General features: G+C 58.0%; 17 protein-coding genes. 10 read left to right on the forward strand and 7 right to left on the reverse strand.

The features are described 5' to 3' along the window. A partial coding sequence (locus V3W31_07095; GenBank protein ID MEE9614704.1) for a hypothetical protein occupies positions 1-942 on the reverse strand: 942 nt, incomplete at its 3' end. Positions 943-1233: 291 nt separating this feature from the next. Here V3W31_07095 and V3W31_07100 point away from each other — a divergent pair. Genes V3W31_07100 through V3W31_07120 form a run of 5 tightly spaced genes read left to right on the forward strand, consistent with a single transcriptional unit; the run spans position 1234 to position 4026 of the window. Beyond that, positions 1234-1971, forward strand: coding sequence for a YggS family pyridoxal phosphate-dependent enzyme (locus V3W31_07100; GenBank protein MEE9614705.1), 738 nt, complete (start codon positions 1234-1236; stop codon positions 1969-1971). A 31-nt stretch (positions 1972-2002) separates the two neighbouring features. After that, positions 2003-2836, forward strand: a complete 834-nt coding sequence (gene proC / locus V3W31_07105; protein ID MEE9614706.1) for a pyrroline-5-carboxylate reductase — start codon at positions 2003-2005, stop codon at positions 2834-2836. Between the two features lies 1 nt (position 2837). Then, positions 2838-3158: a YggT family protein gene (locus V3W31_07110; GenBank protein ID MEE9614707.1), complete on the forward strand. Its 321-nt coding sequence runs from the start codon at positions 2838-2840 to the stop codon at positions 3156-3158. A gap of 49 nt (positions 3159-3207) precedes the next feature. Beyond that, positions 3208-3705 carry a DivIVA domain-containing protein gene (locus V3W31_07115; protein ID MEE9614708.1) on the forward strand — a complete coding sequence of 166 codons (498 nt, stop codon included), beginning with the start codon at positions 3208-3210 and terminating at the stop codon, positions 3703-3705. A gap of 18 nt (positions 3706-3723) precedes the next feature. Next, positions 3724-4026, forward strand: a complete 303-nt coding sequence (locus V3W31_07120) for a DUF167 domain-containing protein (protein ID MEE9614709.1) — start codon at positions 3724-3726, stop codon at positions 4024-4026. A 144-nt stretch (positions 4027-4170) separates the two neighbouring features. On the opposite strand, the gene V3W31_07125 is transcribed toward V3W31_07120, so the two are convergent. After that, positions 4171-5280, reverse strand: a complete 1110-nt coding sequence (locus V3W31_07125) for an ankyrin repeat domain-containing protein (GenBank protein ID MEE9614710.1) — start codon at positions 5278-5280, stop codon at positions 4171-4173. A 322-nt stretch (positions 5281-5602) separates the two neighbouring features. Between V3W31_07125 and V3W31_07130 the strand changes: the two genes are divergently transcribed. Next, positions 5603-6913 carry a DEAD/DEAH box helicase gene (locus tag V3W31_07130; GenBank protein MEE9614711.1) on the forward strand — a complete coding sequence of 437 codons (1311 nt, stop codon included), beginning with the start codon at positions 5603-5605 and terminating at the stop codon, positions 6911-6913. Positions 6914-7038: 125 nt separating this feature from the next. Here the strand turns inward: V3W31_07130 and V3W31_07135 are convergent, their stop codons facing one another. From V3W31_07135 to rpoD, 4 genes are all read right to left on the reverse strand, one after another. Then, positions 7039-7248 (reverse strand): type II toxin-antitoxin system HicA family toxin, encoded by a 210-nt coding sequence (locus V3W31_07135; GenBank protein MEE9614712.1) that lies wholly within the window; start codon positions 7246-7248, stop codon positions 7039-7041. Next, a complete protein-coding gene (locus V3W31_07140) occupies positions 7248-7481 on the reverse strand; it encodes a type II toxin-antitoxin system HicB family antitoxin (protein ID MEE9614713.1) in 234 nt (77 codons plus the stop codon). The genes V3W31_07135 and V3W31_07140 overlap by 1 nt, the downstream gene beginning before the upstream one ends. An 82-nt stretch (positions 7482-7563) precedes the next feature. After that, positions 7564-7716 carry a hypothetical protein gene (locus tag V3W31_07145; GenBank protein ID MEE9614714.1) on the reverse strand — a complete coding sequence of 51 codons (153 nt, stop codon included), beginning with the start codon at positions 7714-7716 and terminating at the stop codon, positions 7564-7566. A 182-nt stretch (positions 7717-7898) separates the two neighbouring features. Next, positions 7899-9419, reverse strand: coding sequence for an RNA polymerase sigma factor RpoD (rpoD, locus tag V3W31_07150; GenBank protein MEE9614715.1), 1521 nt, complete (start codon positions 9417-9419; stop codon positions 7899-7901). 277 nt (positions 9420-9696) lie between these two features. On the opposite strand from rpoD, the gene rpsU reads away from it, so the two are divergent. After that, positions 9697-9921 (forward strand): 30S ribosomal protein S21, encoded by a 225-nt coding sequence (gene rpsU / locus V3W31_07155; GenBank protein ID MEE9614716.1) that lies wholly within the window; start codon positions 9697-9699, stop codon positions 9919-9921. A gap of 54 nt (positions 9922-9975) precedes the next feature. Here the strand turns inward: rpsU and acs are convergent, their stop codons facing one another. Continuing rightward, positions 9976-11973 carry an acetate--CoA ligase gene (acs, locus tag V3W31_07160; GenBank protein MEE9614717.1) on the reverse strand — a complete coding sequence of 666 codons (1998 nt, stop codon included), beginning with the start codon at positions 11971-11973 and terminating at the stop codon, positions 9976-9978. A 260-nt stretch (positions 11974-12233) separates the two neighbouring features. Here acs and V3W31_07165 point away from each other — a divergent pair, with 260 nt between their 5' ends. The 3 genes from V3W31_07165 to V3W31_07175 form a co-directional block, all read left to right on the forward strand. Then, positions 12234-12617: a hypothetical protein gene (locus tag V3W31_07165; GenBank protein MEE9614718.1), complete on the forward strand. Its 384-nt coding sequence runs from the start codon at positions 12234-12236 to the stop codon at positions 12615-12617. 135 nt (positions 12618-12752) lie between these two features. Further along, on the forward strand, positions 12753-14003 hold the full coding sequence (gene hisS / locus V3W31_07170; GenBank protein MEE9614719.1) for a histidine--tRNA ligase: 1251 nt from the start codon (positions 12753-12755) through the stop codon (positions 14001-14003). Between the two features lie 201 nt (positions 14004-14204). Next, on the forward strand, positions 14205-15501 hold a 1297-nt coding region (locus tag V3W31_07175; protein ID MEE9614720.1), incomplete at its 3' end, for an ATPase, T2SS/T4P/T4SS family.

Genomic DNA, 15501 nt, shown 5'->3' on the forward strand with positions numbered 1-15501 from the left:
TATGACCCTCATCTGGGTCGCGAAGTACTCGTACCGGGAGAGGGTCTTCATCTGCAACACGTTCAACTCCCTTATCTTTTCGGCTGCGTCACTACCCTTTTCACCTATCCCAAGCTCCGGCCCAAACTCCGGCGCAAAATAGGTCAGCGGGATTATCGCCATGGTCAGGAGGAACGGGACGAGAGCGGGGAGCCTCTTCGAAAAGCCCTCACGGGGGAAGAACGCAAGTTCGTAGAGACAGAGCATGGCCGGAAGGGTAAAGGCTATCTCCTTTGTCTTCATGGCGACGATGGCCGAGAGGAGAGAGACGGCATAGAGCCACCACCGGCGGGAGAACCTCCACTTAACGTAGAGGACGAGCGAGAGCAGATAAAATAGCGTCGCGAGCGAGGCGAAGCGCTGTGTTATGTAGCTTACGGCCTGGGTCTGAATGGGGTGGCTTACGAAGATAAGGGCCGCTACCAGGGCGACAAGATATTTTAACCCGGGCTCTCCGGCCGTCCTCTCCATGGCAGGGGTGCGGAAGGTCAGAATAACGAGCCACCAGACCAGAAGGCCGTTTACCATGTGGATAACTATATTCGCCAGGTGATAGCCGAAGGGGTCGAGCCCACCGAAGTAATAGTTAAGCGCGAAGGTCAGGAAGGTTACGTACCTCGTGCCCGAGAGGTCCAGGAAGTTCCCAAGGTCGCGTATCTTCACGTTATTCACGACGTACCAGTCGTCGTCGAAGAGGAAAGGCCCGTTCAGGGTGTTGGAGTAGACAACGAGGGCCGTTACGGCTATGAGCGCGATTGAGGTCAGGGGGGCCGAGAGGGAGTTTGTACGGACTTTTTCCGGACCGGGTAGTTTTCTTCCCAGTTTCCCTTTTTCTTCCTTTTTTTCCAGTTTTTCCTTTTTCCCCAGTTTTTCCGCTTTTTCGCCCTTTTCTCCGCTATCCATGCCCAAAAAGTACCATATGGACCACTGTATGTAAACCCGGTTGTAAGCCCGTGACCCCGCCCAAGCCCCCATCCCCACCCCCCGCCCACCCCCCTCGCCCCTCCCGGCGCCTAAATCCGAAGATTTTTCCTGGATTTACGCGCCCGAATGTGCTATAAGAATGTGCGGGCGGGGGGGGCACTTCCGCCATCCCTAGGCCGCAATATCCCGTGACATTCAAAAACCGTAAAGGGTAACGCCGTATTACCCCTTTGCGGGTCCGTCCGGAGACAGTATGGCACCGGAGGCAGTATGGCAATAGATGTCGCCGAGAACCTTACAAAAGTCCTAAACCGAGTACAAAGGGCCGCACGCAAGGCCGGACGCGACCCGGCCGAGGTAACGCTCGTTGCCGCCGCAAAGGGAGTGGACCCGAAAAGTATCCGCTCGGCCATATCCGCCGGCGCCAGAATATTCGGCGAAAACTACGTGCAGGAGGCCCGGGAGAAGATAGAGAAGATCCGCCGCAAACACATAAAGTGGCACTTCATAGGACACCTGCAGAAAAACAAGGCCAAATACGCCGTAGAGCTCTTCGACGTTATACAGACAATCGACTCCATCGAACTCGCTAAAGCGCTCTCCAGGAAGGCGACGAAGCCGCTGGACGTGCTCGTTGAGGTAAACATAGCGAGAGAGAAGACAAAGGCCGGGGTCGCGCCTAAAAAGGTGTCGAAACTTATACGCGATATGGCCGGGCTGGAAAACCTGAGAATAAGGGGCCTTATGGCCATGCCGCCCTTTCAGGAAAACCCGGAGATGGCCAGGCCCTACTTCATAACGCTCCGGCGTATTGCCGAGCGGATAAACAGGGAACGCATCCCCGGTGTGTTCCTGAACGAGCTCTCCATGGGAATGTCCCACGACTTCGAGGTGGCCATAGAGGAGGGCGCGACCATGATAAGGGTCGGGACGGCCATATTCGGCGAGAGGGACGGGGCCGGCCCGAAGGGGGCAAAGGGGGCGAAGGGGGCAAAAAAGGGCAAGTGAACCGCCCTTAAATCGAAAACTCCGACGGGCGATGCTTACGGACAAGACCATAGGATTTATCGGCGCGGGCAACATGGCCGAGGCCCTGATAAAGGGGTTGATATCGGCAAAGGTCGTAAGTGCCGGGCAGATAACGGCCAGCGACCGGGCGCCCGAAAGGCTCGCCCACATCAAGGGCTACGGGGTCAAGGTCTGCAGCAAGAGCTTTGAGGTTGCAAGCGCTTCCGACATACTTTTCCCGGCGGTAAAACCTCAGGACCTGGAGGAGTTACTGGAAAAAGATGTCGCGAAACACCTTACGGGCGACAAGCTGCTCATCTCGGTAGTCGCCGGCAAGACCACCGACACGATCCGCGAGGCGCTCGGCCGGGGCGGCCTCCGCCATCCCGTCGCCATCGTAAGGGCCATGCCCAACACCCCGGCCCTGGTCGGCCAGGGAGCCATAGGACTCTATTCGGACGATAAGAAAAGCACGGCGCTGAAAGTCGCAAGGACTATATTCGAGGCCGTGGGCCGCGTCGTGGAGGTGGAGGACGAGACACTCATGGACGCGGTGACCGGCCTTAGCGGCAGCGGCCCGGCCTACGTCTTCCTCTTCATGGAGGCCCTTATAGAGGCAGGCGTAAAGGAGGGCCTTCCGGCGGACAGGGCAAAGGAGCTCGCGGTTCAGACCGTACTCGGGTCGGCAATGCTCGCCCGGGAAAGCGAGAAGGACCTCCGGGAGCTGATAGATATGGTCACCTCGCCCGGAGGCACCACCATAGAGGGGTTGAAGAAACTCGAAGACGGCAAGCTCCGCGACGCGATAGCCGCCGCCGTGGAGGCCGCCACAAAGAGGGCCAGGGAGCTCTCGGGGACGGGTTAAGATGTTCGTACTCGCTAACTTCATAGGCGCGCTCACCATAGTAATCCAATGGGCGCTGACCATCTACCTGTATGTCATCATAGCAAGGGCGGTCATCTCCTGGGTGAACCCTGACCCCTATAACCCCATAGTCCAGTTCCTCCACCGGGCGACCGACCCGGTCCTCTACCAGATAAGGAAGAGGGTGCCGATGATGGGGGGTGTAGACATTTCGCCGATAATCGCTATAATGATAATATTCTTCCTGCAGGCCTTCCTCGTGGCGACCCTGGGGGAGATAGCCGCAAGGCTCGGGGCGGCGGCGAACACCCGGCCCTTCTAACCGGGGCCTTGCCCGGAAAATAACGCCGAAGAACAACGGAGGTAAATGAATGAAGATAACGCCGATTGAGATAAAGGAACACCACTTTACGAAGAAGCTCCGCGGCTACGACCCGCGCGAGGTGGAGAGCCTGAAGGAGACCGCGGCCGAGGCGCTTACCTCCGCCATGAGGCGTATTACCTCGCTCGAGGAGGATCTGAAGCGTATGCAGAGCAAGCTCACCGAGCACGAGGAGCGGGAAACGGTCTTGAAGGACACCATCACGACGGCCCAGCGTATGGTCGACGACCTGAAGAACAACGCCCGTAAGGAGGGCGAGCTCATGGTGGCCGAGGCCCGCCACCAGGCCGACGAGCTTGCACGCCAGGCCCAGAAACGAGTAATAGATATACAGCAGGAGATACTCCAGCTCCGCAAGCAGCGTAAGGAGCTTTCCATCTCGCTCAAGGCGGTAATCGACTACCACACCAACCTCCTTACGCTCGATGAGCAAGAGTCCGTGAAGAAGGACGAGGAGGCCGATAAGCTCCGCTTCATAAAGAAGTAGTCCATTGGGCCACGCGGAATGGAAAAGCGTTCCATCCCCTTCCTGAGCTCCGGCCGGGAAGGGGTCTATGTCAGGATTCTGGTCCAGCCGAGGGCGTCGAGGACCGAACTGGTCGGCACCCGCGGCGACCGCTTGAAAATTCGCCTCGCCGCGCCGCCCGTGGACGGCGAGGCCAACAAGACCCTCATAGAGTTCCTGTCCAAACTCCTCAAGGTTAAAAAAAGCAACGTCGAGATCAAGGACGGAGAGAAGTCCCGGCGGAAGGGGGTACTCGTATGCGGGGTGTCGTTAAAAGAGGCGGCTGGAGTTTTGGGGGGATAGGGGGGGGAAGCGTAAAGACCTCTTTTGAGGCTTTCACCTGCCACTCCGCATTTGCAGGGATCTATTAGAACGCACGATTGCTGTTAGCAATGTGTACGTTCCGTTGGAACTAACAGAACGCATCGGATCTGTCGCCTTGGAGAATTATTCTTTTGCGCCGTATTTTTTCAAAAACGTAACGATACGACTATGACCACGCATTTTTGCTAAAAGTAACGCCGTGTACTCCTTCCCGTTATGTTCAATCTTTAGATTCACATCGGCCTTTGCCTTTAGCAGCAGCTTGACGACGTCAATATGACCATTCTGCGATGAAATAAGTAGCGGAGTAGCGCCATTTGTAGCGGCTTTATTCACATCGCCCTTTGCCTTTAGCAGCAGCTTAACGACGTCAATATGACCCTTCCCCGATGAAATAAGTAGCGGGGTAACGCCATCTGCGCTGGCTTTATTCACATCGGCCCTTGCCTCCAGCAGTAGCTTGACGACGTCAATATGACCCTTCTCCGATGAAATATATAGCGGAGTAACGCCATCTGTGGTGGCTTTATTCAGGTCGGCCTTTGCCTTTAGCAGCAGCTTGACGACTTCGGTATAACCCTGTTGCGAAGCTATAAATAGCGGAGTAGCGCCACCTGTGGTGGCCTTATTCACATCGGCCTTTGCCTTTAGCAGCAGCTTGACGACTTCGGTATGACCCTGTTGCGAAGCCATAAATAGCGGGGTAACGCCATCTGTAGTGGCTTTATTCACATCGGCCTTTGCCTTTAGCAGTAGCTTGACGACGTCAATATGACCCTTCTCCGATGAAATAAGTAGCGGAGTAGCGCCATCTGCGCTGGCTTTATTCACATCGGCCCTTGCCTCCAGCAGTAGCTTGACGACGTCAATATGACCCTTCTCCGATGAAATATATAGCGGGGTACGGCCATCTGTAACGGCTTTATTCACATCGGCCTTTGCCTTTAGCAACAGCTTGACGACTTCGGTATGACCCGCCTGTGATGCCATAATAAGCGAGGTAGCGCCATATTCATTTAGTACATCAACATCCGCTCCAGCCTCGATTAGTTTCCTTATTTCGGTAACATCCCCGGCATCCATCGATTCGGAAAGAACCTTGAGCTTTTCTGTGGCATTCGAAGCTGAAGATTGCCCTTGAGCCGAAAGAGCATTGCCGCCAAAGACTGCCGGAACAACTAATGCCAGCAGAACTGCAAAATGCAATCCGTACCGCTTGCCTTTTAATGACATGGTTTACTCCTCCGATATATTAAGTTTTGCAGGGGTAGGCACAGCCCGCCATACCTTCCGTCTCTCCCCTGATGCGATATTATTCCCGTGCCGGACCGGAGTCAAGGGTTAACTGAAAAACCCCTCCCCATTTTTTTCTGTACATTGCCCGCCGTACGTGCTAAGGTATTCGGAATACAGGTAGTACCAACCGGTCGGTACGTGCAGAGCAATGGTTGATCCCTTCCGTAATCCTTCAACCCTTTCAACGCAATAACCTTAAATATCCAGCCTGAGACCGGCCCATTAACTTGGGTAGGCCGTTTACATGGAGAACTATATTATGAAGTTCGAAGAACTCGGCCTTCAGGCCGAACTGCTGCGCGCCGTCTCGGCCGAGGGCTACACGACACCGACCCCGGTGCAGGCACGCACTATCCCGGTAGTATTGGAGGGACGCGACGTGCTCGCCGGTGCGCAGACCGGCACGGGCAAGACCGCCGCCTTCACGCTCCCCATACTGCAGCTACTGAACCAGAGAGGCGGCAGAAAGCGTTTCCCGAGGGCGCTCGTCCTTACCCCCACGCGCGAGCTCGCCGCCCAGGTCGCCGAGAGTGTGAGGACCTACGGCAGGCACATGCCGCTTCGCTCGACGTCCGTATTCGGCGGGGTGGGCATAAACCCGCAGATAGACAAACTCCGCCGGGGCGTGGACGTACTCGTGGCCACCCCGGGCCGCCTGCTCGACCATGCCTCGCAGCGTACCGTAAACCTCTCGAAGGTGGAAATACTGGTCCTCGACGAGGGCGACCGCATGCTCGACATGGGCTTTATCCACGATATAAAGAGGATCATAAAGCTCCTGCCCGCGAAGAGGCAGAACATGCTCTTCTCGGCCACATACTCCGACGAGATCAGGGGCCTTGCCGACGGGCTTCTCCACAACCCGGAGAAGATAGAGGTGGCGCGGCGCAATAAGGCGGCAGAGCTTGTAACCCAGATAGTGCACCCTGTGGGGCATACGCGCAAGCGCGAGCTCCTCTCGCACCTCATAAGGGAGGGTAAATGGGGGCGCGTCCTCGTCTTTACGCGCACCAAGCACGGGGCCAACCGCCTTGCCACCCAGCTCCAGAAGGACGGCGTAAGCGCGACCGCCATACACGGCAACAAGAGCCAGGCGGCCCGCACAAAGGCGCTTAGCGACTTCAAGAGGGGCGCGGTAAGTACGCTTGTCGCAACCGACGTCGCCTCCCGCGGCCTGGACATCGACCAGCTTCCGCACGTGGTCAACTACGAACTGCCCAACGTTCCCGAGGACTACGTCCACCGCATCGGGCGTACCGGAAGGGCCGGGGCCGAGGGCGTAGCCATCTCGCTCGTATGCAGGGAAGAGCAGTACCTGCTTAAGAACATCCAGCGTATGCTCCGCCACGACATCCCGGTCGAGCAGGTAGCGAACTTCGATCTGGGCAAGTTCTCCGAGGAGGCGCGCCCCTCCCATAGGCCGGGAGGCCAGGGGCACAAGAGACCCTCGACCCGCTTTACCCGCCAGAGCCCCGGCAACGGTCGGGGCAGAGGCCCCGGCGGTGGCAATGGCAACGGGGGCCGGAGCCGGAACAGCGGCAACGGCAATGGAAGAAGGGCCGCCCGGTAAGGTTTTCACCGCCGTACTTTTGTAGCGGCATATAGACGCAAAGAAAGGGCCCCGGAACTCCGGGGCCCTTTCTTTATTGATGCGGCAATGTGCCACGGGCGCTGACCCCTGTTTTTCGGTTGTATCTACTTTTTGGAGAGATACTCTTCGAGGCTGAAGCCCGCGTCCTTCAATATCTTAAGGAACAACCCCTTCGGCAGGTCTCCCGGATGCACGGGGACAACGGTCCTGTAGCCCGTATTAGGATTTTGCAAAATGAGGTGGGAACCGCGCTGGCGCTTTTCGATAAAACCTTTTTTCCTGAGGAACCTTACGACGTCCCGAGAGGTGGGCATTATCCGGGAATCTTGACCTTAACGTGGTCGGTCTCAAGCCTCTTTACCTGCGAGGCGGGCAAGGTCTTGCCTTCCTCTCGGAGGTCTTCACTGTAGAGTTCGAGGGCGGAGGCAATATCACTCTTGGCCTCGGCTTCGGAGCCGCCCAGGCCGTACACGCCCGGAAGGTCCGGGGTGTAAGCCCACCACCTCTCACCCTCCTGAACGAGCACTATCGGGTAGGTTAAATCCATGACTATACTTTCCTGCTATGACTCATGCCCTATTTTAGCACGATATCCCGAAAAATAAAATATTTTCGCCACCCCCTTCCCCCTACCCCTTTACCGTACAGACGCTCCCCTTATGCACGTTCTTCTTGAGCTTCTTGCAGTAGACGGCGTTGAAGGTCATGCAGCTCTTCGCCGCACTCGTATCCTTCTCGGCCCCGGCGTACTCGCAGTCGAAGCTGCAAAACTTTATTTCCATTATTTCCCTTTTTTCTGTTTTTCCCTTCACTTCCTTTTTCCCCTATAGATACTTCTTAGACTCTTTAAACTTCTTAAACTTTTTAGACTCTTTAAACTTTCCAAAAAAGACCACCGGACAACAAACGCCATTAAAAAAGGCCGGCATGTTGCGCCGGCCTTTTTTGCGTTATATTAGCCCCCTTACCCTTCGGAGAAGCTCTTCAAGAGCTTGGCCCGGGTGGGGTGGCGGAGCCTTCTTATGGCCTTGGCCTCTATCTGGCGAACCCTCTCTCTGGTGACGCCCAGCACCTTACCGACCTCTTCGAGCGTATAGTCCTGCCTCTCGCCTATGCCGAACCTCATCCTCAAGACCTTCTCTTCCCTGGGGGTGAGGCTGTCGAGCACGCGGCCGGTCTGGCTTGAGAGGTCCTGCTCCATCGCCGCCTCGGCCGGGGACGGGGAGTTTTCGTCCTCTATGAAGTCCCCGAGAGAGCTCTCCTCGTCGTCCCCTATCGGGGTCTCGAGGCTAAGGGTCTGCTTCATGAGCCGGAGGATGCGCCTGACCTTGCCGATAGGTATGTCCATCCTCTCGGCCATCTCTTCGGGATAGGGCTCCCTGCCGAGCTCCTTCAGGAGTTGCCTGGAGGTCTGAAGGAGCCTGTTTATCGTCTCTATCATGTGGACCGGGATGCGTATGGTCCTGCCGTGATCCGCGATCGAGCGGGTTATGGCCTGCCTTATCCACCACGTGGCGTAGGTGGAGAACTTATAGCCCTTCTTATAGTCGAACTTGTCGACGGCCTTCATGAGCCCTATGTTCCCTTCCTGTATGAGGTCGGAGAACTTGAGGCCGAGGTTGACGTACCTCTTGGCGATACTTACGACGAGCCGCAGGTTGGCCTCTATGAGCTTCTGCTTGGCCACCCAGACCTTGTAATCGTGGACATTGATCTCTCGCGCGAGCTCGGTCAACTGCGCCCGCCTCATGCCCAGACGTCTCATGACCCGCCTTATTCTTTTCTTCGCGCGCTCGGACTTCTTGGGTCCGCGCTTCTTTTCCTCTCGCACGATAAGACGCTCGAGCCGCACGACCCTCCTTACTATGTGCGAGATGATGCCGCCGCTCAAGTTCATGTCCTTCAGGACCTTGTAGGCGTTCTCGGGCTTCCGCCTCTTGAGCCTCTCGACCTTCTTGAGTACCCCATCTACGTAGGCATCGTCGTACTGGCCCATCTCCTCGGCCTCTTCTATGAGCTTCCTTACGGAGACCTTATCCTGCTTTATCCTCCTTGCGACCCTCAGGACCTCGCGCACGGCAAAGGGGCTGGAGAGGGTGAGCCTCTTGAGCTCCGCCCTGCCCTCCTCTATGCCCCTGGCGAACACTATCTCGTCCTCTCTCTTCAAGAGAGCCACGGCCCCCATCTCGCGCATGTAGATCCTGACGGGGTCCTCCACGCGCTCGCCCTCGGACGCCCCCTCCTTCGCCCTGGACACCTCGGCGCCGGAGCCCTGCTCGGCGGCATCCACAACGTCGATGCCCAACTCCCCGAGTGTCTCCAGGAAGTTGTCCATGTCCTCCACGGAAAAGCTGTCCTGGGGGAAGGCGTCGTTTATCTCGTCATAGGTAAGGAAGCCCTTCTCCTTGCCTATGTCTATAAGACTTAAAAGATTATTGCCGGTGTTGTCGGCGGGGCTTGCGGCCTTCTTCTTTTTCTTTGCCATAAACAGTCCTCTCCGTCCCCCTCCTCCCCCCTCCTCCACTATGATTTCCCACGTGGGGCACAGGGGAAATCCGCGATACAGGGGAAAATAATAATATATATCACAAACTTACGCCGATTGTCAAGGGGGTGAGGCGAAAATCGGGGTAAAAAGAGGCCGGGAGGGTGCTTAAATTAGCGTTTGACTTGCCTCCCTTTTTTGATATAATGGGACATTCGTGCCAAAGAACCGCAAACAAAGCCAAACCCATTTCATTATAGCGGGGGGGTGTTGACACTTGTCGGAAGTCAGAGTCTTCGACGACCAGCTCGAAAAAGCGCTTAAGATACTGAAGAGGAAACTCGCGCAGGACGGGACCTTCCGGGAGCTCAAGAGGAGAAGGTTTTACGAAAAGCCGAGCGTAAAGAAGAAGAGGAAACGTCAGGAAGCCGCCAAGCGCAGGGCAAAGGCGAACAGGAGAGGCGGCAGCGGCGGAAGGGGCTATCAGGCGAAAAGGACGTAGGGCGGTTGAGGCGGCGGAAGGGGCTGTCAGAAAAGGACTTAAATAAAACCCCCTTTAAAGACGCTCCTCTATAAGCTGTTCTACGACGCCTGGGTCGGCAAGGGTGGAAACATCGCCCACGTCCCCGGTGGCGCCAGAGGCTATCTTACGCAGTATCCGGCGCATTATCTTGCCGCTTCTGGTTTTGGGAAGCCCCGTCGCGAACTGGATCTTATCCGGTTTCGCGATGGGGCTTATCTCTTTCCGGACGTGCCCCCCCAGCTCTCCCCGTAACTCTCCGGACGAGGCAATCCCCTCCTTAAGTACCACGAAGGCGTATATCCCCTCCCCTTTTATCTCGTGGGGGAAGCCGACCACCGCGGCCTCGGCGACCGCTTCGTGCGAGACGAGCGCGCTCTCTATCTCGGCCGTACCGAGCCGGTGCCCCGAAACGTTAAGTACGTCGTCTATCCTGCCCATGACCCAGTAGTCCCCGTCCGGGTCGACCCGCGCGCCGTCGCCCGTGAAGTAGCACCCCGGGAAGCGGCTGAAGTAGACCTCCTTCATGCGTTTCTTCTCCGGGTCGCCGTAGGTGCCCCGGAGGATCCCCGGCCACGGCCTCTCTATCACGAGATACCCCCCCTCGTTCGCCCCGGCCTCTTCTCCGTTCTCCTTCAAGACCTTCGGGACCACCCCGAAAAACGGTCTTCCCGCCGAGCCGGGCTTCAAGGTGGTGGCCCCCGGGAGCGGAGAGATAAGTATGCCGCCGGTCTCGGTCTGCCACCAGGTATCCACTATCGGGAGCTTCCCCTTGCCCACCACCCGGTGGTACCACATCCAGGCCTCGGGGTTTATGGGCTCCCCGACCGTGCCGAGAAGCCGGAGGCTCTTAAGGCTGTGCTTCTCCACCCACTCGTCGCCGAACCGCATAAGCGCCCTTATGGCCGTGGGCGCGGTGTAGACGGTGCTTACCTTGTACTTATCCACGAGTTCCCAGAACCTGTCGGGCCCGGGGTACGTGGGTATGCCCTCGAACATGACGGTGGTGGCCCCGCAGGCAAGCGGGCCGTAGACTATGTAGCTGTGCCCCGTGACCCAGCCTATGTCCGCGGTGCAGAAGAATACGTCCTCCTCCCGGTAGTCGAATATCCACTTGAAGGTAAGCGCGGCGTAGAGGAGATAGCCGCCGGTGGTATGGAGCACCCCCTTCGGCTTCCCGGTAGACCCGCTCGTGTAGAGGATAAAGAGCGGGTCCTCGGAGTCCATCTCCTCGGGCGGCGCCTCGTCGCTAATGTCGGGGGCTTCCATCTCCTCGCGCCACCACAGGTCCCGGCCCTCTTTCATCTTTATCTCCCCGCCGGTCCTCCGGAGCACTATTACCCGCTCCACGGTCGGGCAGTCGTCGAGCGCGGCATCGCAACTTTCCTTCAGCGGCACGCGCTTCCCCCCCCGGAGCCCCTCGTCGGCCGTTATGACGAGCCGCGAGGAGGAGTCGTGTATCCTGTCCCGGAGCGACGCGGCGGAAAAACCGCCGAACACAACGCTGTGTATGGCGCCTATCCTCGCGGCGGCGAGCATGGCCACCGCAAGCTCCGGGACCATGGGCATATATATCGTAACGCGGTCGCCCTTCCCAACACCGTTCTTCCTCAAGACGCCCGCAAAACGGCATACCTCCGTGGTGAGCTCCCGGTAGGTGATGGTCCTCTGCTCTCCTCCGTCGCCCTCCCATATTATGGCGGCCTTCTCCCCCCTGTCGGCGCGCTCCGAGTCGAGGTGGCGGTCCAGGCAGTTATAGGAGGCGTTCAGCTTGCCGCCGATAAACCACTTTACGTCGGGCCTTTTAAAGTCCCACTCGCAGACGGTCTTCCAGCGCCCGGTCCAGTCGAGCATATCCGCCATCCGGCCCCAGAAACCGTCGGGGTCTTCGATTGACTCCCGGTAGAGGGCTTCATAGCTCTCCATCCCCTTTATATGCGCGCCCTCCTTGAACTCGCCGGGCGGCGGGAATAGTTCCGTCTCGCCTGTCAGCACCTCTATGGTGCCGTGCCTGTCGTCCGGGCTTCCGGTCATCGCGGCTTTCTCCTTCTGTTTAGTGGATACAGGCCCAAAATACCCCAAGAGTTGCGGGGAGTCAAGGGCCTTCTCCCAGCGTGACGCTGAACCCAATATTTAGACCGGCGTCACGCCGGCGCGCCTGGTGTCGATTGGAAGACCGGTAGCGTATTTACACACCATACTTTACGCTACCTCACTACCACACACTTGCATAAATCCCTATAATATGGTAAAAATTTCTCATGCAACTGGGTCTCAACCAAAACGTAAAACACATGGGCGAGGTCTTCCACGTCCAGACCGAGGACGGGGGGATGAAGAACCCCGTCATAACGACCCTTCTGTTCAAGGGCGGCGTCATACTCGCCTCCAGGAAGACCAGCTATGCCGACGTACTTAAGTTCGAGAACCTGAAGGTGGTCGTAAAGGAGTTGATGCGCGAGCAGCACGGCTCCTTTTTGAAGGCCGTTAAAAGCGGCCAGTACGACGATAAGGGAGAGGGGGAAGCCCCCGAGGAAGAGGAGGCGGTGGTCGCCCCGGCGGAGGCCAGGGAGATGGCGGCGGCCCCGACGGCGGCCCCAGCGGCGGCCCCAGCGGCGGAAGGAAGGTCCATTGACGATATCGTCCTTGAACGTCTCTCTCTTAAGATGGAGGCTTAACAGCCCGGGTGTCGCCTCTCAGCTCAAGGCGGCATTCATAGCCCCGCTGGTCCCCGCCGGACAGCCGGTCCCCGGACGGAGGGCTTTGCGTTGGAATCCTTATCCCCGCTTAAAAGGCCCGTCCAAAAATCCACTATGAACATAACCGCCGTAAGAGGTTTTAACGACATCCTCCCGGACCGGAGCGAGCTGTGGAGACATATAGAGGACGAGGCCCGGAGGATCTTCTCTTGCTACGGCTTCTCGGAGATAAGGGTGCCGGTGGTGGAGAGGACCGAACTCTTCTCCCGCAGCATCGGCGAGACGACCGACATAGTGGAAAAGGAGATGTACACCTTTACCGACCGCCGCGGGGACTCCCTGACCTTGAGGCCCGAGGGCACCGCACCCGTTGTAAGGGCCTACATAGAGCACAAGCTCTATAACGAGATGCCCGTGGCCAGGCTCTACTACACCGGGCCCATGTACCGCTACGAGAGGCCCCAGAAGAGAAGGTACCGCCAGTTCTACCAGATCGGGGCCGAGGTGCTCGGCGAAACGAGCCCCGGCGTAGACGCCGAGGTAATCGAGGGCCTCGTAACGCTCTTTAAAAAGCTCGGGGTCGTCGGCGCTACACTCCACATAAACTCGCTCGGGTGCCCGGAGTGCAGACCCCGGTACAAGGAAAAGCTCGAAGTGTTCCTCGAGACCGTCAAAGAAAAACTCTGCGGCAACTGCCTGAGGAGGATAGAGGCGAACCCCTTGCGGGCGCTCGACTGCAAGAACCCCGGCTGCATCGAAGCTACCGGCGAAGCGCCCGCCATACTCGAGGCGGTATGCGGGGAGTGCGGCGAGCACTTCACGGCCCTCAGGGGACACTTGGGCGAGCTCGGTATAGAGTACACGGTAAACCCGCGCATGGTAAGGGGGCTCGACTACTACACGAAGACCACCTTCGAGATTACGGCCGAGGGTCTTGGCTCCCAGAACGCGGTGGCCGCCGGAGGCAGGTACGACGGACTGGTAAAAGAGCTCGGAGGGCCGGACACCCCGTGCTTCGGTTTTGCCATAGGCATGGAGCGGCTGGTACTGCTCCTGGAAGAGAGGAGCGTATCCGCCGGCCCGCTCACCGTGCTTATCGCCATGGGAGAGGAGGCGGGAAAAAAGGGAACGCCCTTTGTAAGGGTCCTGCGGGAGAGGGGGAAGAGGGTCGTCGTGGACTACGGTGACGGCTCTCTCAAGAACCGCATGAAACGGGCCCACAGGACGGGAGCGAGGTTCGTCGTCATTGTCGGCGAGGACGAGCTCGCGGATGGGGTCGTCACCGTAAAGGACATGGAGAGCGGCGGACAGGACAGGCTGCCCCCCGAAAAGGCCGTGGACAGGATAGCGGCGGAAGGGGTATGATGGGGGCGGAAGGCGGCTTCTCAACGCTTACCGGCGCCCTTATACTGTTTTTTGTGGTAGGGTCCGGGGTGGGCCTTATACTGTGGATGGCGTTGCCCTTCTCCATCTTTGGCATAAAGGACCTTGTAAAAGAGACCATCGAAGAGCAGAAAAAAACGAACGAGCTTTTGAACTCCATATTAGGGAAAAAACGAGGTAGCCATGGAGAAAAGCAAGGGAAAGACGGAGCAGGGGGAGAGCCAGGGGGGGCAGGGGGGGGCGGGGGGCAGCCAGGTCGCGGAGGAGAAAAAATCTCTGACGATTGAGTTCGTTGCCGACCTCCTCAAGAAAAAAAAGCTCTTAACCGAGGAGCAGCATACGGAGATCCGCATAAAGGGCGAGGCCCAACGTGCACGGATCTATAAGAAGCAAGAGTCCTTCTATTCCGGAAAGAGGCTCCACACGATGGTGGAGTCCGTCTCGCCCGCCGAGGTGATAGCCTCTTTCACCCTCGAGATACCCGGCAAGAAGGGAAAGACGCTCACCGAGGACCTCGTGACCCGGGCGATTGCCGACGAGGTAGGGATGCCCTACCGGAAGATCGACCCGCTGAAGCTGAACCTCGAGGTGGTCACCTCCAGCATCCCGAGGCCCTTCGCGCAGAGACACCTCATGGTCCCCATAGACGAAAAGGACGGCGTGGTGACCATCGCGGTGGCCGACCCCTTCGACCTCGAGGGGGTGGAGAGCCTCAAAAGGACCACCAGGACCAGGGTAACGCTGGTCCTCGCCTCCAAGACCGACATCCTGAGGGTGGTCCGCGAGTTCTACGGGTTCCATACCGCGGTAGTGGCCGCCCAGAAGGAACGGGTCGGGGGAATGGACCTCGGGAACCTCGAGCAGTACGTACGGCTCAAGGGCACGGCCGAGATAGAGGCCACCGACCAGCACGTGGTAAACGCCGTCGAGTACCTCCTCCACTACGCCTTCGACCAGAGAGCGAGCGACATACATATAGAGCCCAAGAGGGAGAACTCTTACGCGAGACTCCGCATAGACGGGGTGCTTCACTTCATACACAGCATCCCCAAGGAAGTCCACCCTCCGATCGTCTCGAGAATAAAGATGCTCTCCAGGATGGACATAGCCGAAAAGAGAAGGCCTCAGGACGGCAGGATAAAGACCGAGTACAAGGGGAAGGAGATAGAGCTCAGGATCTCCACCCTCCCCACGGCCTTCGGCGAAAAGGTCGTCATAAGGATATTCGACCCGGACATGCTCTTCCAGGAGCTCAAAGACCTCGGCTTTTACAAGAGGGAGTTCGGGTTGTTCGACTCTTTCCTCAAGAAGAGCCACGGCATAATACTGGTGACCGGCCCCACCGGCAGCGGCAAGACGACCACACTCTACTCGGCGCTTAAGACACTCTCGACCCCGGAGGTCAATATAGTGACCATCGAGGACCCCATTGAGATGGTCATAGAGGAGTTCAACCAGGTGGGCGTGCAACCGCAGGTAG

It is taken from the genome of Thermodesulfobacteriota bacterium (genome assembly GCA_036482575.1).
Classification (GTDB): Bacteria; Desulfobacterota; GWC2-55-46; order GWC2-55-46; family JAUVFY01; genus JAZGJJ01.